The following is a 19,975-nucleotide window of genomic DNA, read 5'->3' on the forward strand; positions in this document are numbered from 1 at the left end:
TAGATGGCGTTAACCCATCCAGCGGTCATTTTTCTTCCGGCGCGGAATAAGATGCGGCAGCAACAGGCCCAGCAATAGTCCGACGCCTGCCACCCCGCCGCCGTACATAAACCATTGCAGAATGATGGTGCGCTGTTTGTCGTCAAGCTGGACATTGGCGGCGCTGACTTTCTTTTGTGCAACGATGAGTTGGTTCTTCAATTCCTCATTTTCGTTGCGTAATCCATTGATGATATCGTCGCTGGCGGCCACTTTCTGCTGCATTTCCGCCGTGCGCTGATTCCATGTTTGATCGATGTTTTTCAGTTTTTCCGTTAGATCGTTCACCTGATTTTCTAATTCGGGAACACGGGTACGCAGGCTTGGCGTCTCGCGGAGCTGATCAAGCGGGATCCAACTGGTGCGGTTTTTGTCGTCGCGGATTTGCGCATAGCCCGCACCCTGATTAATGCTGAGTAGCGTGACCTCGTCACCGGCGTTCAGCGTGCCAACGATACGGTATTGATTACCTGGCCCACTGTGGATGTAGGTCAGTAACTCATCGGAAATATAGCGTTTCTCTTCGGCGTGAGCAGTCAAACTCAAAATGAAGGTCATCAAGGTAATGCAAATCAGGCTTAATTTCTGCATAAGATCATCGTGTTGCGTGGGTTATAGGGTGATAGTAGAGGCTTAAGTCTGACGAGGCAACGATTAAACCGAAATGAGAACTATCTTACTCTTTGCCTTACTGCTGGCCCTCCCGCTTTGACAACGGCGTGAGCATCGGCGGTGAAAAAACAGAGAGTGCTGCAAAGGTGGCAAGGTGAAGTAAAATGTTATCTACTGGCGCGATTCACATTGACCTCGGTGTAGTAAATGTTATGAGAGAAGAAATTGAACTGAAATTTATTGTTCATCCGGAAAGCGTTGATTCACTACGAAAACAGCTATCTGACTGGCGGAGCGAGTACAGCCATTCTGAACATCTGCGCCCCCAGCGGCTGACGAATATCTACTATGAGACGGCAGATAACTTCCTGCGTCGACAGGGTATCGGCCTGCGGATCCGCGGTGAGAACGAGCGCTATGAAATGACGGTGAAAACCGCCGGTAAAGTGGTTGGCGGGCTGCATCAGCATCCGGAATATAATGTGGCGCTGGAAAAAGCGGAGCTGGATCTTGGTCTTTTCCCGGCGGATATCTGGCCTGAAAACTGCGATCTGGCGGCGCTCCAGGCGTCGCTCAAACCGCTGTTCAGCACTGATTTTACCCGTGAAAAGTGGGTGGTTACTTATCATCAAAGCGTGATTGAGGTTGCCCTGGATAGTGGTGAAATTCGCGCTGGCGATCTCAATGAACCGCTGTGCGAACTGGAGATGGAGCTTAAGCTGGGGCAGACATCGGATCTGCTGGAACTGGCGAAGGAGATTGCTGAATTTGGCGGTCTGCGTCAGGGCAGTCTCAGCAAAGCCGCACGCGGGTATCATCTGGCGAAAGGTAATCCCCCCCGCGAGTGCCGTCCCGTCGGCATTCTGACGCTGGAGCCTAAAACCAGTATCGACCAGGCGATTGGCGCGGCGCTGGAGTACGCGCTCAACCATTGGCAATATCATGAAGAGCTGTGGGTGCGCGGCAACACCGAGGCCCGTAAAGCGCTGCCACAGGCTGGCGCGCTGATCCGTGAAATGCTGGTTTTGGTCGGTGGCGTGGTTCCGCGGAAGATAACCACCCTTTTTCGTGGGGCGCTTACCAATCTGGAAGCTAAAGTTGAAGGGCCGGGAGAGGCGGCAACACTCTGCTACAGCGTGGAGTATCTGCAAAGTAAGCTGGTGCTTACTTCCTGGTTGATAGAAGCTGGCTGGCGTAACTACATGGATAATAAAGATCGCATCAAGTTGCAGGGCTCTTACAAACGTTTTGCCGATATCATGCTGGGCCGCAGTTCCGCCGATCTGAAAAGCACGTTCAGCAGCCCGTTGAGTGAAGTGCAATATTCACAGCAACTGCCTCGTTTACAGCGCAATATTTGTGCCTTCCGACTGTTGTCCGGCGCCTATCCGGTTGAACAGGTGGAAGCGTACCTTAGTCACTGGCGCATGTTGATTCAGGCCATTGAGCAATTTTCAGCCGATCATACGCCGTCGCCGTATTTGGAAACCTGTCGTAAAAACGCGTTGGCTCAACCACCATTCTGGTTACACAGTGCCGGGAATTAACCGTTAACTGCGTTCACCCGCCTTTGATGGCGGGTGGCATATCAAAGGAGCCACCATGTCGATATGTCCTTTGCCGTCTTTACCCCTTTTATTGGCAGAACAGTCTCAACGGGTTTTATTACGAATGCAGGAAACCGACTGCGGCCACTCGCCGGTGGCGGATAGCGATCTTGCCGTATTGGCGTTGAGCGATTTTGTCAGTGACGCACTGACGCGTTATCCCGACTGGTGGCAGGAACTTCACCGGCAACCGCCGCAGCCGGAAGAGTGGCAACATTACCCTGACGGGTTAAGCCAGGCACTGACTGAGGTCGATGACGAAACGGCGCTGATGAAAGTGCTGCGTCAGTTTCGCCGTCGTATGCTGGTGAGGATCGCCTGGTCGCAGGCGTTGCGGACCAGCACCACGGAACAAACGTTGCGGCAGCTCAGTGAACTGGCGGAAACGCTTATTATCTCGGCGCGGGACTGGTTGTATCAGGCCTGCTGCCGCGAGTGGGGCACGCCCGTCAATGCGCAGGGTATTCCTCAACCGCTGCTCATCCTGGGAATGGGCAAGCTGGGCGGCGGCGAGCTGAACTTTTCTTCCGATATCGACCTGATCTTCGTCTATCCGGAAAACGGCCAGACCCAGGGCGGGCGGCGTGAACTGGATAATGCGCAGTTTTTTACCCGTTTGGGCCAGCGGCTGATAAAAGTGCTGGATCAGCCCACGGTGGACGGCTTTGTGTATCGTGTCGACATGCGCTTGCGCCCGTTTGGCGACAGCGGCCCGCTGGTGCTGAGTTTCGCCGCTATGGAGGATTATTATCAGGAGCAGGGAAGGGACTGGGAACGTTATGCGATGGTAAAAGCCCGGCTGTTAGGCAGGACGGATGATGCCTACAGTCAGGAACTGCGCAGTACCCTGCGGCCCTTTGTTTTCCGCCGTTATATTGATTTCAGCGTGATTCAGTCTCTGCGCAACATGAAAGTCATGATTGCCTGTGAAGTTCGCCGACGCGATTTGCATAACAATATCAAGCTGGGCGCGGGCGGTATTCGTGAAATTGAGTTTATCACTCAGGTCTTCCAGCTTATTCGTGGCGGACGTGAGCCAGGGTTACAGCAAAGGGCGCTGCTGCCTACGCTGCATCATATCGGGGTGCTGGGATTATTGCCGCAACCTCAGGTTATCGAACTCAGCGAGGCATACCGTTTTCTGCGCCGTCTGGAAAATCTATTACAGGCGATTGCCGATGAGCAAACGCAAACACTGCCAGATGATGAACTGAACCAATTGCGGCTGGCCTGGGGCATGGGACTTAACGACTGGACAGGGCTACAGCAGGCGCTATTACAGCACACGCTGTCGGTACGCCGCGTGTTTGATGATTTGATTGGCGATGATGCGCCGGATAATAACGATATTGCCGAACACAGCAGCTACTGTAGTTTGTGGCAGGATAGGCTGGATGAGGCCGATCTGGCTTTGCTGACGCCGCACTTGACGGAAAGCGTGCGGGAGAAACTGCTGCGCGAGATCATTGATTTTCATCATGATGTATCAAAGCGTACTATCGGCCCACGGGGGCGTGATGTACTCGATCAACTGATGCCTAACCTGCTGGCGGAAGTCTGCGCCCGACAGGATGCGGATACCCTTTTATCGCGCCTGACGCCACTGCTGCTGGGCATTGTCACCCGCACCACCTACCTTGAATTGCTGCTGGAGTCCAGAGCGGCGCTGGCGCAGTTGCTTCGGCTGTGTGCGGCGTCACCAATGGTGGCCAGCCAACTGGCGCGTTATCCGTTACTGCTGGATGAACTGCTTGATTCCGCCACGCTGTATCAGCCGATCGCGCCGGAAGCCTATGCCGATGAATTGCGTCAGTACCTGATGCGGGTGCCGGAAGAAGATGAAGAACAACAACTGGAAGCGGTACGCCAGTTCAAACAGGCGCAACTGTTGCGTATTGCCGCCGGGGACATTGCCGGTGTATTGCCGGTGATGAAAGTGAGCGATCACTTAACTTATCTGGCCGAAGCGATCATTGCGGCGGTGGTGCAGCAGGCCTGGGGGCTGATGGTTGCCCGTTACGGTCAGCCTGCGCATTTGCAACAGCGCGAGGGGCGTGGCTTTGCGGTTATCGCCTACGGCAAGCTGGGGGGCTGGGAATTGGGCTACGGCTCCGATCTGGATCTGGTTTTTCTGCTGGATTGCCCGCCCGATGTGATGACTGACGGGGAGCGCAGTATTGATGGCCGCCAGTTTTACCTGAAGCTGGCCCAGCGGGTGATGCATTTGTTCAGTACGCGCACCTCATCGGGCATTTTGTATGAGGTGGATGCGCGGTTACGGCCATCTGGGGCGGCAGGTATGCTGGTCAGCACCGTGGAGGCCTTTGATGATTATCAGCATAACGAAGCCTGGACCTGGGAGCATCAGGCACTGGTGCGGGCGCGTATGGTTTACGGCGAGAGCGGCGTACAACAGCAGTTTGAAACCATTCGCCGCAGTATCCTTTGCCGCGAGCGCGATACACACAGGTTGCGCACCGAAGTCCGTGAAATGCGCGAGAAAATGCGCCAGCATCTGGCGAACAAAGATAAAACCCTGTTCGACCTGAAAACGGACGCGGGGGGGATCACCGATATTGAGTTTATCGTTCAGTATCTGGTGTTGCGCTATGCTTCACAGCAGCCGCGTTTGACTCGCTGGTCGGATAATGTGCGTATACTTGAGATGATGGCGCAGTACGGCGTGATGGAAGAGAGCGAGGCGAATGCCCTGCGGCTGGCTTACGTTACGCTGCGCAATGAACTGCACCATCTGGCTTTGCAGGAGATATCCGGTCGGGTGAGTCAGGATAAGTTTATGGCCGAGCGCCAACAGGTTTTGCAAAGCTGGAACAAATGGCTGGGTTGAGAGCGACCTTCAAACCGTTTAATAGCAACAATCAGGCCTATGATATTATGACGCGCATTATGCGAATGAGTTTGGAGTATGGGATGAGTGGGGTATGGAATGAGAGAGGTCTGGAATGAAAGTTACGCTGCCTGATTTCCGCCGTGCGGGTGTGTTAGTGGTTGGGGACGTCATGTTGGATCGCTACTGGTATGGGCCAACCAGCCGGATTTCACCAGAGGCTCCGGTGCCGGTGGTGAAGGTGGACACTATTGAGGAACGCCCCGGCGGTGCGGCGAACGTAGCGATGAATATCGCCTCTCTGGGGGCCGGTTCACGTCTGGTCGGTTTGACGGGGATTGATGACGCCGCTCGCGCCTTGAATACCAAACTTAACGAAGTCAATGTGAAGTGTGATTTCGTCTCCGTGCCAACCCATCCGACGATTACCAAGCTGCGTGTATTATCCCGTAACCAGCAGTTGATCCGGCTGGATTTTGAAGAAGGTTTTGACGGTGTCGATCCGCAGCCGATGATTGAGCGTATCCGGCAGGCGTTGCCGACTATTGGCGCACTGGTGCTGTCTGATTACGCGAAAGGGGCGCTTACGCACGTACAAACCATGATTCAGGTGGTGAAAGCAGCGGGCGTGCCAGTGCTGGTCGATCCCAAAGGGACGGATTTTTCCCGCTACCGTGGCGCGACGCTATTGACGCCTAATCTGTCCGAGTTTGAGGCGGTGGCAGGGCGCTGCAAAAATGAAGATGAGCTGGTATCCCGCGGTATGCAACTGGTGGCCGATTATGGCTTATCCGCACTGTTGATCACCCGTTCCGAGCAGGGCATGACGCTGCTGCAACCGGGTAAAGCGCCCTTGCATTTACCGACGCTGGCGCAGGAAGTGTATGACGTAACCGGCGCTGGCGATACGGTTATCGGCGTGCTGGCCGCCGCGCTGGCCGCCGGTAATCCGCTGGAAGAAGCCTGTTTCCTCGCCAATGCCGCCGCGGGTGTGGTGGTGGGCAAACTGGGCACCTCAACGGTGACGCCAATCGAGCTGGAAAACGCCATCCGTGGCCGGTCGGAAACCGGGTTTGGGGTAATGAGCGAAGCGCAGTTGAAAGAAGCGGTTGCGCTGGCGCGTCAGCGTGGTGAAAAGATCGTTATGACTAACGGTTGTTTCGATATCCTCCATGCGGGACATGTTTCCTATCTCTCGAATGCCCGTAAACTTGGTGATCGCCTGATTGTGGCAGTCAACACGGATGCTTCAACCAGCCGGTTGAAAGGGCCGAGCCGGCCAGTTAATCCATTAGCGCAACGTATGATTGTGCTGGGTGCGCTGGAAGCCGTCGACTGGGTGGTGCCGTTTGAGGAAGATACCCCGCAGCGCCTGATTGCCGAGGTGTTACCGGATATTCTGGTAAAAGGCGGCGATTATCAGCCGCATGAAATCGCTGGCAGCGAAGAGGTATGGGCCAACGGCGGTGAAGTTAAGGTGCTGAATTTTGAAGACGGCTGCTCCACTACCAACATTATTAATGCCATTAAAGCGGGTAAGTCTGAATAACTGACACTTACGCGCCTGAAACAGAACAGGTATGAATCCATTGAATCAAGAGCCGGCCGAAATGCGTGAGGCAACCTCACGGATAGCAGAACTGCGCACCTTATTGCGCCATCATGAATACCAGTATCACGTGGAAGATGCGCCGGAAATTCCGGATGCCGAATACGATCGGCTGATGAGTGAACTGAAAAGTCTGGAAGAGGCCTATCCCCAACTGGTAACGGCGGATTCGCCGACGCAGCGCGTCGGGGCTGCGCCGCTGGCGGCGTTCGAGCAGGTGCGTCATGAAGTGCCGATGCTGTCGTTGGATAACGTATTTGATGAAGACAGCTATCTGGCGTTCAATAAACGCATTGGCGATCGGCTGAAAAATACGCAAGACCTGACTTTCTGCTGTGAGTTGAAGCTGGATGGTTTGGCCGTCAGCCTGCTGTACGAAGAGGGGGTACTGGTACGCGCAGCAACGCGCGGCGATGGCGCCACCGGTGAAAACATCACCAGCAACATCCGCACCATCGGCGCGATCCCGCTGCGTCTTGAGGGGGAGAACATTCCGCGCCGCCTGGAAGTACGCGGTGAAGTGTTTATTAAGCACCGCGGTTTTGAAAAACTGAACGAAGAAGCGCGGCGTACCGGCGGTAAAGTTTTTGCTAACCCGCGCAATGCGGCGGCAGGTTCGCTGCGTCAGCTTGATCCCCGCATTACGGCCAAACGCCCTTTGACCTTTTTGTGCTATGGCGTCGGCTTGCTGGAAGGCGGAGAATTGCCAGGCAGCCATTGGCAACGCCTGATGCAATTCAGGCAGTGGGGATTACCGGTCAGCGACCGTATCAAGCTCTGTACCGGGAGTGATGAAGTTCTCGATTTTTATCGTCATGTCGAACAGGAACGTAGCTCGCTGGGTTTTGATATCGATGGCGTGGTCATTAAGGTGGACGATCTGGCCTTGCAGGCGCGTCTTGGGTTTGTCGCCCGGGCGCCGCGCTGGGCGGTGGCGTTTAAATTCCCAGCGCAGGAGCAATTGACCTGGGTACGTGATGTGGAATTTCAGGTCGGGCGTACCGGGGCGATTACGCCGGTTGCGCGTCTGGAGCCGGTGGCGGTGGCCGGGGTGGTGGTCAGTAACGCGACGTTGCATAACGCCGATGAAATCGAACGTCTTGGCTTACAGATTGGCGACCGGGTGATTGTACGCCGTGCTGGTGATGTCATTCCGCAGATTGTCGGCATTATGAAATCAGAGCGACCGAAAAACAGCCGGCCGATCGTGTTCCCAGCCGTCTGTCCGGTATGCGGATCTGATGTGGAGCGCGTCGAGGGCGAGGCCGTGACCCGTTGCACTGCGGGACTGATTTGCGGGGCGCAGCGTAAAGAAGCCCTGAAGCACTTTGTTTCCCGCCGGGCGCTGGATGTGGAGGGCATGGGTGACAAAATCATCGACCAACTGGTGGAAAAAGAGTATGTCAAAACGCCAGCCGACCTTTTCCGGCTGAGTGCCGGTATGTTAACCGGCCTTGATCGCATGGGGCCGAAGTCGGCGCAGAATCTGGCCAGTGCGCTGGAAAAAGCGAAAAGCACCACGCTGGCGCGGTTCCTCTATGCCCTGGGTATCCGCGATGTCGGGGAATCAACTGCCGCCAACCTTGCGGCGTATTTTGGTTCACTTGAGGCGTTGTTTGCCGCCGATGAAGAATCGCTGCTGGACGTGCCTGACGTGGGAAAAGTGGTCGCCGCCCATGTGCGCCATTTTCTTGAGGAAGAGCACAACCAAACGGTGATCCGCGAGCTGACCGATCCTGACGGCATCAATATTCACTGGCCTGAACCGCTGGTGGTTAAAGCTGAAGAGATCGACAGTCCGTTTGCCGGTAAGACGCTGGTGCTGACCGGGTCGTTGAGTATTCTATCCCGTGATGAAGCTAAAGATCGGCTGACGGCGCTGGGTGCAAAGGTCAGCGGCAGCGTATCGAAAAAAACCGATATGGTGATTGCCGGCGAAGCGGCAGGATCTAAGCTGGCCAAAGCGCAGGAATTGGGTATTCCGGTTATCGATGAAGCCGAAATGATTCGTTTGCTGGGGGAGTAAACCGGTGGAAAAAGAGGATCTGATTGAGATTGCCAATATGCCGATGCCGTTTGGTAAATATCAGGGGCGTGCCCTGATCGATCTGCCGGAGGAGTATCTGCTGTGGTTTGCCCGTAAAGGCGAATTCCCCAAAGGGCGCCTGGGCGAATTGATGCAAATGACGCTGGCGATCAAGATAGAAGGTCTGCAAGGGCTGGTTAAACCATTGAAGCGCAATAATAAGGCATGATTTTTACGTCATGCCTGGTTTATCGCTCACAGTTATATATAAACGTTAATCTGGTTTTCTTCCGTTGGGCGATTAACACCGTCGGCTTTAATGCCATTACTGGTGCTTGTGGTGTCTGTTTCATCAACGGTTTGTTGTGCTTGTATGTTTTGTTGAGCTTGTTGTGCAGATTGCAGTTGAGCAATTTGCGCCTGAATGGCTTCAATTTGCGCTTGTAGCATTTGACTCTCTGTTTCAATCTCTTCTGCACTGCCGGAAGAGGTTGATACATCTGCTAATTTTTCTGTCAGTTTTTCAAGCTGTTGGGTTAATTTATTGATTTTTTGCGTGTAGTTTTCGCTGTTCGTTAATGAATTACTCAACGACGAAATTGCGCTTATACCTGACATTTTTCCTCCTGATAAAAGTGCACACGTGTACTCATTTATTATCGTCCAATTATTCTTTCTCTTTGAAAGAATTTGATATTAAAAAACAACTATTTTGTTAAATCGGTTATATAAGATGTAATAAATATTTTTTATCCTGTTAATTACCATAGACATTAATCGCGCTGTTTAAGCGCATCGCCTGATGATTTAGCCCTTCGGCGGCCTCTGTTGACTGTGCAACCATATCCGTATTTCGTTGCGTCATTTCTTCAATCTGAGCGATTGAGGTGTTAATTAATCCCAACGCGGAAGTCTGTTCGTGGGTAGCGTTGCTGATCTCTTTGATCATTGTAGAAACTTGCTGGACTTCATGCACAATATCGCTGATATGTTTTCCGGCATTTTCCACCATATGACTACCTGATTTGACGCTTGCGACGTTGGCATCAATCAGTGCTTTAATCTCTTTCGCGGCAGAGGCGGAATGTTGCGCCAGGTTGCGCCCTCGGCTGCCACAACGGCAAATCCCTTGCCTTGAACCCCGGCGCGGGCTGCTTCAACGGCGGCATTCAAGGCGAGGATATTCGTTTGAAAGGCGATACTGTCGATAACACTGATAATATCGACGATTTTATTGCTGGCATTGGAAATCGAATCCATCATCCCAATGGTTTATTGCATCATTTCTCCCGCTTTTACGGCAGTATGGCTGGCGGTTTCTGCCATCTGTGTCGCCGCCTGGGCGGCGGTTTCAGAACTTTGCTGAACCGCAGCGGTAATTTGCTCAATGGCTGCGACCGTCTGTTGCAGATTGGCGGAGGTTTCCTCGGTACGGGTATTCAAGGCAAGGTTATTTTCGGCCAGCTTGTGGCTGACATCCGTCATTCCCTGTACCTGTGTGCCGACATCATCGACCAGAGAGTGCAGGTTGAGTCCGAACTGGTTGATTGCCTGTAGCAGCAGGCCTATTTCATCAACCCGGTTCAGGTGTATATACTTCCCTTTACGGCCAGAAACAATATGCTGGGCCTGTTCACTGACTTTGATGAATGCGGAGTTGGCATAGGTGATATGGCTGTGAATATCTGTTGTGGATTACGTCAGCGTCAGGCCATATTAAGGCAGGGCGCTGGAAACCATTAACCTATAAACAAAAGGGTGAATGCGGAAAGGTTGCGAGGGCAGCCATAGTGATGACGAAGACAGGTAAGACCGGGACTTGCTAAACCTGAATGATGTGTCGGGCATAAAGCCCGTCAGGAGAATGAGGAGCAAGTCGGCGAATCTCATATACCGGTGATATCGGCGCCGGTAACGTCACCAAACTGGCGAACCAGGTGATTGTGGCGCTGAACATTGCGGCGATGTCGGAAGCTTTGGTATTGGCGACGAAAGCTGGTGTTAACCCGGATTTGGTTTATCAGGCGATTCGTGGTGGTCTGGCGGGAAGCACCGTACTGGATGCCAAAGCGCCGATGGTGCTGGATCGTAACTTCAAACCGGGTTTTCGCATTGATTTGCATATTAAAGATTTGGCGAATGCGCTGGATACGTCACACGGCGTGGGCGCACAGTTGCCGCTGACCGCCGCAGTGATGGAGATGATGCAGGCGCTGAAAGCGGACGATCTGGGATCTGCCGATCACAGTGCATTGGCCTGCTATTACGAGAAATTGGCTAAGATTGAAGTCACACGGTAGGGTTTGTGTGAGGGTTGTCGGATCGGCATACGTGGTGGTATGCCGATCGGGTTGTCGGGGTAATCATTCTGATAAACGCCGATTCAGCCGTGCGGATTATTGCTGAAATCGGATCGTTTATGAAATCGGATCGTTTATGAAAATAGTTATCGCACCGGATTCTTATAAAGAAAGCCTATCTGCACAAGACGTTGCCACGCAAATTGAAGCAGGGTTTCGTGAAATCTTTCCCGATGCCTGCTATGTCAAATTGCCGGTTGCAGATGGCGGGGAGGGCACCGTTGAGGCCATGGTGGCGGCAACTGACGGAGAGATTGTCAATGTTAAGGTTACCGGTCCGTTAGGCGATAATGTTGAGGCATTTTTTGGTCTGTCTGGTGATGAAAAAACGGCTTTCATTGAGATGGCCGCCGCCAGTGGATTGGCGCTGGTTCCGCCACAGCAGCGTAACCCGCTGTTGACAACCAGCTATGGGACGGGTGAGTTGATTCGCTGTGCGCTGGATCATGGTGTAAAACATTGCATCATCGGTATTGGCGGCAGTGCGACCAATGACGGCGGCGCGGGAATGGTTCAGGCTCTGGGGGCAAAACTGCTTGATAAGTCAGGCGGGCAGATTGGCTTCGGCGGTGGAGAGTTGGACAAGCTGGTGAGCATTGATATCAGCGAACTGGACCCGCGTATTAAAAGCTGCCGCTTTGAAGTGGCTTGTGATGTAACCAATCCGCTGACGGGAAAACAGGGGGCGTCCGCTATTTTTGGCCCGCAGAAAGGGGCCACCGCCGGAATGATCGAACAGTTGGATAATGCGCTGAAGCATTACGCCGCTGTCATTCGTCATGATTTGGATATAGAGGTCGAGCAGGTGCCCGGCGCAGGCGCGGCTGGCGGAATGGGCGCTGCACTACAGGCTTTCTGCGGCGCCGAGTTGCGCCAGGGGATTGAGATTGTCACCGAAGCGCTGGGGTTGGATGAATTGGTGCGGGATGCTTCGCTAGTCATTACCGGTGAAGGCCGCATTGATAGCCAGACGATTCATGGCAAAGTGCCGATTGGCGTCGCCAGAGTGGCAAAACGCTATCATAAACCGGTGATCGGTATTGCCGGCAGCCTGACCGCTGATGTCGGGGTTGTGCATGAGCATGGTCTGGATGCGGTGTTCAGCGTACTTTACAACATCTGTTCATTGGACGAGGCGTTGAATAACGCGGCGGAAAATGTGCGTATGACGGCGCGTAATATTGCAGCAACGATCAAGATGTCAAAAGATTTATCATAGCTGGATATTGACTTTTTGTTTATTAAAGATCGTCGTTATGAGCTTTTTTATTTTTAATGAGTAAATCGGAAGACTATTTTTTAAAATCAACCACATTGAAAAAATCTGGTGTTAATGTGATACAAGCCAGTGTCACACCATTGTCATCACAAAACTCTATCTCATATGCAGGGGATAATTCGTTATAAATGTGAACAATAGTCCCTAACACTCCTTTTTTAACCCTTCCTCTGGAAGATCATTTTTTAAAGAAATAACATCAAATAAAGAATAACTCGCCATTTATCCATACTATTACATTATTTAACTTTCTGACCATTTTTAAAAGCTGCTCTAGCCTCATTTAAACTCATCTTGTTTGCTCCACTTCTATCAGGATTCTTAGACTGAAAAGGATCATCCTCCCATCCACAATTAGAGCAAATATCATATTCACCTAACACTTCAAATTCATGCTTATCACAGCACGGGCATGGATAATCACATTCAAACTCATCGACCATGCCATCCATATTTTTATTTCCATCCAAATAACGCGAAACTAATAAAAATCACCACCTAACTGTAGATGTAAGTAGGAAGGTTATGGTCTTAACCACCTCATCAAGCGCATAATTAACTTGCATACTAGTAGGGAGGTATTTTCCTTCTACAGAATAAAGTTCAATCCAACCAAACTGATGTTTCAATATTTTCTCAGGAGGACTACTTTTCACTGGGAGTCCAAAAAACTCATGAATATACTCACGAGACATATGCGTTTTCAACGGAAAATTCAATTCATTGGGAAATATCCAATTTTTTTATCATCATCTACAAACGTTAATGTTATTTCATTAAAGGCTCTATCACTTCGGCTAAACGAAAGATAAACGCCTTCCTTAACCATATGTAAACTGATATCAGGATCGCCAGCAAAGCCTGTCGGCTTTGTTTTATAAGGAATCAAACCTGCATCAAAGATCTCTTGGTAGGTTTTACCTATACAATTCAATAGTGCTTCAACATTCATAGTCATTCGTAAAATCTTTGTTCATGATAAAAAATATTTCACGCATCTAATTTACCAATTAACTCCTTTATTTTACCTCTTAAAAATTTTTTGTCCCAATGCACACTCTCCTCATATAGCGGACTATCCCAATTTCCATTTTTTATGACTCCGATTTTAAAACTCCCGCTTTCCTCAAATGCAGGATACCAGCCTATGTCTAGAATGTTTCCATTCGAGCATGATAACATCAATAAATCCTCATCTAATTTATTAATTTCTTCTGAAACTGTTTTATTGAAATCAATACCGGATAATTCATCAAAAACACTATCCAGATTATTAACCATGTATACATCACCCAAAATAACTATCTCTCTTTTCATTTCATTAACCTTCTTGCTTCTTGTTCACCAATAGGGTGAGAATGAATCGTTCCTTGTGACTCCTTTGTCACAACCCATGTAGTTTCTTTTCCTTTATACGCCCCTTTTACTTCGTCAAATTGCATAATCTTCCAGTTTTTTTCATTTGAAGTCGATATACCATTTTCCCAAACCTTATAGTCTATAGAGGTAATATCTACATTGGGTTTAAATTTAGCAGGCCCACTTTTTGTGGTTTTAACCACTTCCCCCCAAGATAGTCCCTTAGGCGGATAATGTTTGTATCCATGAGCATAAGATATCTTATTTTCTGATAAATAAACATAAATCGGCGGAAACACATTCTCCGGGAACACCAGAATGTAATCACGAAAATCCTTCTCGTCCGGCATCGGTGTTACAAGAATGCTGACATCATCCATCTCTGGAATTTCAAATCCCGGTATCGCTGACGGGATAACAGGCTGTTCACCGTGTGCCGTATCAGTAGGCAATTCCACACCTGGATTATCCGGTGTCCATAAAATGGTTGGTCCTGTTGCGCCCTCTTCCCAGAACTCGTAGCGGTTGTTGGGAAAATCATGCTTCAACAGCCTGACACGCACCCGATCACGCCCGCTTTCCGTACTGGTGTGATAACCGACTGCCTTCAGCCTGCCGGTATCCTCATCCTCTACCCACTGATAACGAACACGACTCGGCACTGTTCCCTGTTTTTTCGCCACCGCTAATAATTTCTCAGGCGTCAGCAGGTCAGCTTTTTCACCTTTCAGATGCTGCTGAATCAACGCCCCCATCAGCAAAAAACTTTGCGCCATCTGTAACTGACCTTGCCAGACAGACGGGCCAGATAATCGTTTCATCTGATGCGTTAGCACCTTTGCCGCATCCTGATTGGCTTGCGCTACCGCACCACCTGCGGCGGCTGTCGCTCCTGCTTGTGCTGCCGTACCTGCCATGACTAGCGGTTGAGGTGGCGGCAACATCGCCGCATCCGCTTTACCAACGAACAGGTCGAATAACGTCCGATACCACGGCTCCAGCGGTGGCAGGGCTGGTTTGTTAACCGTATTGGCTGACGACTTGGGTGGTGGCTCGTTTTTTCCGGTAAACGATTGAGGGGAAACCGTAGAAGATGTGTTTTTCTTTTTTGCCGCCTGCGCATACTGCTTCACTTCACCCGCTTTTTCTAATGAAGGAGCAGCATGACGAACAGGTTCTGCGACATACACGCTCATTTCACCAATATTGGTCTGCGGCTCTTCTTCCGTCCCCGCATCCGTACAGCCCGCGCTACGTAAACAGGATTTGGCAAACACAGGCTCCATTGCCAGCATCGGTGTCAACGCCAGCAAAGGGGAACGGTTCGACGCCGCCTGTTTAGCACATTCCTGAACCGGAGATTTATAAGGCGTGTCACCAATAATGACGTTGCCGCTGCCGGAGATAATAACACCACCGCAATTGATGCCATCACCAATACGGGCAGCGGGTTTACCATTAATGGAAACCGTCGATGAACCTTCGGCTATTTTTCGAGAATGCACACCGTGCGAGGCATTAGGACAGGGACAACCATGAAGCAGAACCGTATCACCCTGACGCGCGGCTAGCTGACCGTTGATGATAACGTCAGGGCTGCCTTCCACGATCGGGGTTTCAGGGAAGCAGTCATGACCACTTGCGATATCATTCAGACGGGCGGCACCCGGCATCGTCATTCTCCTTTGACTATAGATATATCCGTTTCGGCTGAATCTATTTTGTGCGGTCTTTACGCCTGTCGCAATGCCAAAGCGCAATATTTATTATATACAGAACTTCTTCCTGATATTTTTACCTATACTCATATATTATGATTTCTCTGCCATTACGCTCTTGCTCAATTCCTTGTTCTTTATTTTCTGTCACACCAAAAGAGAGCCTGTCTTTTGTCTTGTGGGAAAGGCTTGATGTTCTATATCGAACCTACCAAACAAAAGAAGTGAGTTAATTTCTGAATAACTTTTTATAAAAAGCTGAAACGCAAAAAAGGGCCGTCAAGCCCGGATATTGATAATGCCATGAGCGAGGAAGGCGCTGCCCGCGTGCGCCTGCCCGGACGCTTATTGTGAGGACGTGTCTTTTAGATGTATCCGTGCCGCTTTGCTGACATTATCGATTTCATCCAGCAGTTCCAGCCATTCCGGCTCCAGTTCGCGGGCATCAATCCCCTTGCGAAGCTGTTGTTCCAGGTAACAGCAGATTTGGTTCAATCGTGGTACACCGCTGTAACTGCAACTGCCATGTAGCTTGTGGATCAGGTCGGTTATTTGGTCGTTGGGCTGCCCATTCATTATTTTTTCAACCTGTTGGCGTACTTCTGGCAGAAAATCCAGCAGCATTTGCAACAGTTTTCGCGCCAGATCCGGTTTATTGGACGCCTGCCGCTGTGCCAGCGCCCAGTCCAGAGACAGTCGCCCATTGCTGTGTTCATTCGGCGGGGGCGTGACCTCTTCCGGGGAAGAATACCGGGACAGCACTTTTTTCAGCCTCTGCTCGTCAATCGGTTTTGCCAGATAGTCATCCATGCCAGCCTGTAACAGATGCTCACGTTCATCGCTTAGGGTGTGGGCGGTAACGGCAACAATCGGCGTTTCTGCATGATTGGGGAGCTGGCGGATTAATTCGCTGGTACGGATGCCGTCCATCCCAGGCATCTGAATATCCATGAGAATGATATCAATATCATGCTCTCTGGCCTGAGAAATGGCTGCGGTGCCGTTTTCACACAGAATGGTTTTCTCTACCTGCTCTTCCAGCAGAGTGCCGATCAGTTTCAGATTGGCCGGGTTATCATCCACTGCCATCACGCATAGCGGCAGGCGCGTTGAAGGGGGCGACGATAGTGGAGCCGGAATGTTTTCCGACAGAAACGACAACTGGAACAGTGAACTGTCTTGCAGCAGCGGCAACAGCCGGGGGGCGGCGATCGGTTTGCTCAGGCAGGCGTGAACGCCAAATATTTTTAACTGCTCTGCGTCCATTTGGGCAAAACTGGGGAGCGCCAGAATCACGCAGGGCGCTCGCCGACAGACGTCGCGCAACTTGGGGGAGTAGTCAAGCAGCGTGTTGCGGTAATGCACGGGAATACCCACCAGCAGAATATCAAAAGGCGTTGCGGGGAGTTGCTCAAGCGTAGGGCTGTAGCTTACCGTTAATGGCGTCTGGCTTAGAATATTCAGTGTGGCCTGCGCCGCCGCCGGGTTGGATTCGATATACGCCAGGTGTTTGCCGTCCAGCATTCTGTACATATTATTCGCAGGCGTGGCATGGGGGTTTAACAGCAGGTTGATATGAAGCCAGAAGGTAGAACCCTTATTTAGCTGGCTGTGAAAGTTGATATCGCCGCCCATCTCTTTGACCAACTGCTGAGTGATAACCAGTCCCAACCCCGTTCCGCCATGACGCCGTGAAATACGGGTATCCGCCTGGCGGAATGCCTGAAAAAGCTGTGACTGCTGACGTTCAGCAATGCCGATGCCGGTATCGCGAATTTGAATTTCCAACTGGACGTGGTTGTGTTCCTGTCGGCGTTTTTCCACCCGTATATCAATGTTGCCTTGCTCGGTAAACTTAATGGCATTACCCAACAGATTGGTGATGATTTGCTGAATACGCAGCGGGTCGCCGATAAATTGCTCCGGGACGTCATTCTGAATGTCGAGTGTGAGTTCCAGCCCTTTTTCATGTGCGGTATGGGCCAGCAGTATCACCACTTCATCCATCGTGTTATGTAAAGAGAAAGGAATGTTTTCCAGTACCAGCTTGCCTGCCTCCAGTTTGGAGAAATCCAGCACATCATTAATGATACTCAGCAGGTTATTGGCGGAGCGTTCGATGGTCAGCAGATAATCGGTCTGGGTCGGATTCAGCGGTGTTTTCAGCGTCTGGCGGGTAAAACCAATGACGCCATTCAGTGGTGTTCTTAACTCATGCGACATATTCGCCAGAAACTCAGACTTAATTCGAGCGGCTTCCTGCGCCCGCTTTTTGGCAAGATCCAACTCAACGTTCTGGATCTCCATTTGTTCCAGCGTTTCCCGTAGGTCATAGGTTGCCTGATCAATATTCTGCTGCATCTCTTCGTGGTAGGCGGTTAACGACATAGCCATCGAATTAATGCCATTCTTCAGCATGTTCAACTCACCCAGCATATGGCCTTCAACACGGCTGTCCAATTGCCCGCGACGGATGCGGTCGACCGTTTCGACCATGTTGCGGATTGGCGTGGTGACGTCCCGCATCAGGCGATAGGCAAACATAACCGAGACGCCTATACACAGCAGCAACAGGATGCCAGCGATAAAGACTTCCTGATATTGCTGGAGTTTGATGGCGTTGGTATCCAGTTCGACGGCAAGGTAGCCGATAGGCGCCATGACATCGGGCAGCGGCGACTTTATGTCATGGGTAAACTCGCCGCCGACCATAATGGGCATATGCAAGATCAGCGAGTTCCCGGTATGGTGCAGATGCAACCCATTGTAAGCGGGCATGTCTGTTGTCAGGTGTTGCAATAATTCGTTATGGCGATCATTGGTCGTCACAATTAGCTGATTTTTATCATCAAAAACGCTAATGGCCCTGATGATGTTGGAGTGCCGGCGGTGAAGCGTATTGATTAGCGGCTGAATCGTGTCCTGCTGCTGTTTTGCAATGGCATAAGCACTGGCGACAGCCAGTGGTTCAATGATACTGGTTCCCGTATCAACCAATTGTGCCTGTAATTGGTTATAACGGTGTATCACAAAAAAAGTACTGAGAAACAGCCCGATCATTAACGTCGGCGCCAAAACCAGTATTAACATGCGTGCGCGTAGGCTGTATTTGGTCATAGAGTTCCAATGTGCGAGAATTCAAAACATTATTGTATTGATAAAACGATCATAAATTATGGCGCAATTCTACTCTCCAAACCGGCGCGTGACGACCCGGCAAATAATAACTGTGACGGTAGACAGCCTTGACCCTTTTGGGCAGGGAGTTGCGCGTCATCAGGGCAAGACGATTTTTGTCGCTGGCGTGCTGCCGGGTGAACAGGCTGAAATACAGTTCACGGAAGAAAAGCGACAGTTTGCTCATGCCAAACTTAAACGTTTACTAACGCGCAGCACGCAGCGTGTTGAACCCCGGTGTCCGCATTTCAACGACTGTGGCGGATGCCAGCAGCAGCATGTCGATATTGCGTTGCAGCACGCTGGCAAAGCATCAATGCTGGCGCGTTTGATGGAACGGGAAACGGGAATGGCCTCACCGCCTGCGGCGCCGATTGCCGGGCCGTCTTACGCCTACCGGCGGCGGGCCAGGCTTGCGTTATACTATCAGGCGAAACAACAACGCCTGCTGATGGGGTATCGTCAGGCGGGTTCGCATGATCTGGTCAATATCCGGGTCTGCCCGATATTACGGCCAGAGCTGGAAAAATTGCTGGTGCCGTTACGTGATTGCCTGAGCCGCCTGCAGGCGGTAAAACGGTTGGGGCATGTGGAACTGGTGCAGGCTGATAACGGCCCGTTACTGGTGCTGCGCCATCTGGAGCCGCTGAATCAGCCAGATTGTCAGGCGTTACGGGATTTTGCGCAGCAACATGCCGTGTCGGTTTATCTGGCTCCCGATTCAGACTCCCTGACGTGTCTGCACGGAGAAGACCCGCTATACCACATCGCGGGGTTGACACTGGCATTCAGCCCACGGGATTTTATTCAGGTTAACGATGCGGTTAATCAGCAGATGGTCAGTCAGGCGCTGGCCTGGCTGGATGTCCAGCCGCAGGATCGGATATTGGATCTGTTCTGCGGAATGGGTAATTTTACGCTGCCGCTGGCCCAGCGGGCCGCAAGTGTCGTTGGCGTTGAAGGTGTGGTGGCGTTAGTGGAAAAAGGGCGCGAGAATGCCCGGCGCAATTTGCTTTCCAATGTCACATTTTTTCACCAAAATCTTGAAGATGATGTCACTCAACAGCCGTGGGCTGCTCAAGGTTTTGATAAGATATTACTTGATCCGGCACGAGCTGGCGCCGCAGGGGTGATGACGCAAATTGTCAGGTTGGCCCCTCAGCGTGTGGTTTATGTTTCCTGTAACCCCGCCACGCTGGCGCGTGACAGCAAAATATTGCTCGCTGCGGGTTATCGGCTGGCGAATGTTACTATGCTGGATATGTTTCCACATACCGGCCACCTGGAGTCGATGGCGTTGTTTTTGCGCGGTTCCGGTGGGGCGGTGTAAAGGGAGAAATT

At 51.4% G+C, this 19,975-nt stretch carries 14 protein-coding genes and 3 pseudogenes; 8 read left to right on the top strand and 9 right to left on the bottom strand.

Annotated features, from left to right (window positions below; genetic code table 11):
* Positions 1-9: 9 nt before the first annotated feature.
* Positions 10-630, bottom strand: coding sequence for a TIGR04211 family SH3 domain-containing protein (locus BIY29_RS09420; RefSeq protein ID WP_121574880.1), 621 nt, complete (start codon positions 628-630; stop codon positions 10-12).
* A 233-nt stretch (positions 631-863) separates the two neighbouring features.
* Between BIY29_RS09420 and BIY29_RS09425 the strand changes: the two genes are divergently transcribed.
* From BIY29_RS09425 to BIY29_RS09445, 5 genes are all read left to right on the top strand, one after another.
* On the top strand, positions 864-2,198 hold the full coding sequence (locus BIY29_RS09425; RefSeq protein WP_121574919.1) for a CYTH domain-containing protein: 1,335 nt from the start codon (positions 864-866) through the stop codon (positions 2,196-2,198).
* A 55-nt stretch (positions 2,199-2,253) separates the two neighbouring features.
* Positions 2,254-5,106 (top strand): bifunctional [glutamate--ammonia ligase]-adenylyl-L-tyrosine phosphorylase/[glutamate--ammonia-ligase] adenylyltransferase, encoded by a 2,853-nt coding sequence (gene glnE / locus BIY29_RS09430; protein WP_121574881.1) that lies wholly within the window; start codon positions 2,254-2,256, stop codon positions 5,104-5,106.
* A gap of 115 nt (positions 5,107-5,221) precedes the next feature.
* Positions 5,222-6,655 (top strand): bifunctional D-glycero-beta-D-manno-heptose-7-phosphate kinase/D-glycero-beta-D-manno-heptose 1-phosphate adenylyltransferase HldE, encoded by a 1,434-nt coding sequence (gene hldE, locus BIY29_RS09435; protein WP_121574882.1) that lies wholly within the window; start codon positions 5,222-5,224, stop codon positions 6,653-6,655.
* A gap of 31 nt (positions 6,656-6,686) precedes the next feature.
* On the top strand, positions 6,687-8,741 hold the full coding sequence (gene ligA, locus BIY29_RS09440) for an NAD-dependent DNA ligase LigA (protein ID WP_121574883.1): 2,055 nt from the start codon (positions 6,687-6,689) through the stop codon (positions 8,739-8,741).
* Positions 8,742-8,745: 4 nt separating this feature from the next.
* The gene (locus BIY29_RS09445; protein ID WP_121574884.1) at positions 8,746-8,970 is read left to right on the top strand and encodes a DUF3820 family protein; all 225 of its coding nucleotides are present in this window, start codon (positions 8,746-8,748) and stop codon (positions 8,968-8,970) included.
* A 32-nt stretch (positions 8,971-9,002) separates the two neighbouring features.
* On the opposite strand, the gene BIY29_RS09450 is transcribed toward BIY29_RS09445, so the two are convergent.
* Positions 9,003-9,359 (bottom strand): FlxA-like family protein, encoded by a 357-nt coding sequence (locus BIY29_RS09450; RefSeq protein ID WP_121574885.1) that lies wholly within the window; start codon positions 9,357-9,359, stop codon positions 9,003-9,005.
* A 139-nt stretch (positions 9,360-9,498) separates the two neighbouring features.
* Positions 9,499-10,382: pseudogene (locus tag BIY29_RS20845) on the bottom strand (methyl-accepting chemotaxis protein); the annotation flags it as partial.
* A gap of 242 nt (positions 10,383-10,624) precedes the next feature.
* Between BIY29_RS20845 and BIY29_RS09460 the strand changes: the two are divergent.
* Positions 10,625-11,041: pseudogene (locus BIY29_RS09460) on the top strand (NAD-binding protein); the annotation flags it as partial.
* Between the two features lie 136 nt (positions 11,042-11,177).
* Positions 11,178-12,320, top strand: a complete 1,143-nt coding sequence (locus BIY29_RS09465) for a glycerate kinase (protein ID WP_121574886.1) — start codon at positions 11,178-11,180, stop codon at positions 12,318-12,320.
* Between the two features lie 73 nt (positions 12,321-12,393).
* On the opposite strand, the gene BIY29_RS09470 is transcribed toward BIY29_RS09465, so the two are convergent.
* From BIY29_RS09470 to barA, 6 genes and pseudogenes are all read right to left on the bottom strand, one after another.
* Entirely contained in the window at positions 12,394-12,531 is a 138-nt protein-coding gene (locus BIY29_RS09470; protein ID WP_240630067.1) for a DUF4926 domain-containing protein, read from the bottom strand.
* Between the two features lie 88 nt (positions 12,532-12,619).
* Positions 12,620-12,832 carry a CPCC family cysteine-rich protein gene (locus tag BIY29_RS09475; protein ID WP_420808414.1) on the bottom strand — a complete coding sequence of 71 codons (213 nt, stop codon included), beginning with the start codon at positions 12,830-12,832 and terminating at the stop codon, positions 12,620-12,622.
* Positions 12,833-12,871: 39 nt separating this feature from the next.
* Positions 12,872-13,338: pseudogene (locus tag BIY29_RS20980) on the bottom strand (DUF6392 family protein).
* A gap of 32 nt (positions 13,339-13,370) precedes the next feature.
* A complete protein-coding gene (locus BIY29_RS09485) occupies positions 13,371-13,697 on the bottom strand; it encodes a hypothetical protein (RefSeq protein WP_121574887.1) in 327 nt (108 codons plus the stop codon).
* Positions 13,694-15,412 (bottom strand): S-type pyocin domain-containing protein, encoded by a 1,719-nt coding sequence (locus BIY29_RS09490; protein WP_240630070.1) that lies wholly within the window; start codon positions 15,410-15,412, stop codon positions 13,694-13,696. The genes BIY29_RS09485 and BIY29_RS09490 overlap by 4 nt, the downstream gene beginning before the upstream one ends.
* A 390-nt stretch (positions 15,413-15,802) precedes the next feature.
* A complete protein-coding gene (gene barA, locus BIY29_RS09495) occupies positions 15,803-18,574 on the bottom strand; it encodes a two-component sensor histidine kinase BarA (RefSeq protein WP_121574888.1) in 2,772 nt (923 codons plus the stop codon).
* Between the two features lie 58 nt (positions 18,575-18,632).
* Between barA and rlmD the strand changes: the two genes are divergently transcribed.
* Complete coding sequence (rlmD, locus tag BIY29_RS09500; RefSeq protein ID WP_121574889.1) at positions 18,633-19,964, top strand: 23S rRNA (uracil(1939)-C(5))-methyltransferase RlmD; 1,332 nt, start codon at positions 18,633-18,635, stop codon at positions 19,962-19,964.
* The last annotated feature ends 11 nt before the right edge of the window (positions 19,965-19,975 follow it).

The sequence above is a fragment of the Brenneria alni genome, from assembly GCF_003666245.1.
In the GTDB taxonomy this organism is placed as follows: domain Bacteria; phylum Pseudomonadota; class Gammaproteobacteria; order Enterobacterales; family Enterobacteriaceae; genus Brenneria; species Brenneria alni.

Excerpts from the sequence above, each read along its gene's own strand:
- BIY29_RS09485 (WP_121574887.1), bottom strand. The coding sequence starts at position 13,697 with ATGAAAAGAGAGATAGTTATTTTGGGTGATGTATACATGGTTAATAAT.
- BIY29_RS09465 (WP_121574886.1), top strand. The coding sequence starts at position 11,178 with ATGAAAATAGTTATCGCACCGGATTCTTATAAAGAAAGCCTATCTGCA.
- BIY29_RS09420 (WP_121574880.1), bottom strand. The coding sequence starts at position 630 with ATGCAGAAATTAAGCCTGATTTGCATTACCTTGATGACCTTCATTTTG.
- rlmD (WP_121574889.1), top strand. The coding sequence starts at position 18,633 with ATGGCGCAATTCTACTCTCCAAACCGGCGCGTGACGACCCGGCAAATA.
- hldE (WP_121574882.1), top strand. The coding sequence starts at position 5,222 with ATGAAAGTTACGCTGCCTGATTTCCGCCGTGCGGGTGTGTTAGTGGTT.
- BIY29_RS09475 (WP_420808414.1), bottom strand. The coding sequence starts at position 12,832 with ATGGATGGCATGGTCGATGAGTTTGAATGTGATTATCCATGCCCGTGC.
- BIY29_RS09490 (WP_240630070.1), bottom strand. The coding sequence starts at position 15,412 with ATGCCGGGTGCCGCCCGTCTGAATGATATCGCAAGTGGTCATGACTGC.
- ligA (WP_121574883.1), top strand. The coding sequence starts at position 6,687 with ATGAATCCATTGAATCAAGAGCCGGCCGAAATGCGTGAGGCAACCTCA.
- glnE (WP_121574881.1), top strand. The coding sequence starts at position 2,254 with ATGTCGATATGTCCTTTGCCGTCTTTACCCCTTTTATTGGCAGAACAG.
- BIY29_RS09450 (WP_121574885.1), bottom strand. The coding sequence starts at position 9,359 with ATGTCAGGTATAAGCGCAATTTCGTCGTTGAGTAATTCATTAACGAAC.
- barA (WP_121574888.1), bottom strand. The coding sequence starts at position 18,574 with ATGACCAAATACAGCCTACGCGCACGCATGTTAATACTGGTTTTGGCG.
- BIY29_RS09425 (WP_121574919.1), top strand. The coding sequence starts at position 864 with ATGAGAGAAGAAATTGAACTGAAATTTATTGTTCATCCGGAAAGCGTT.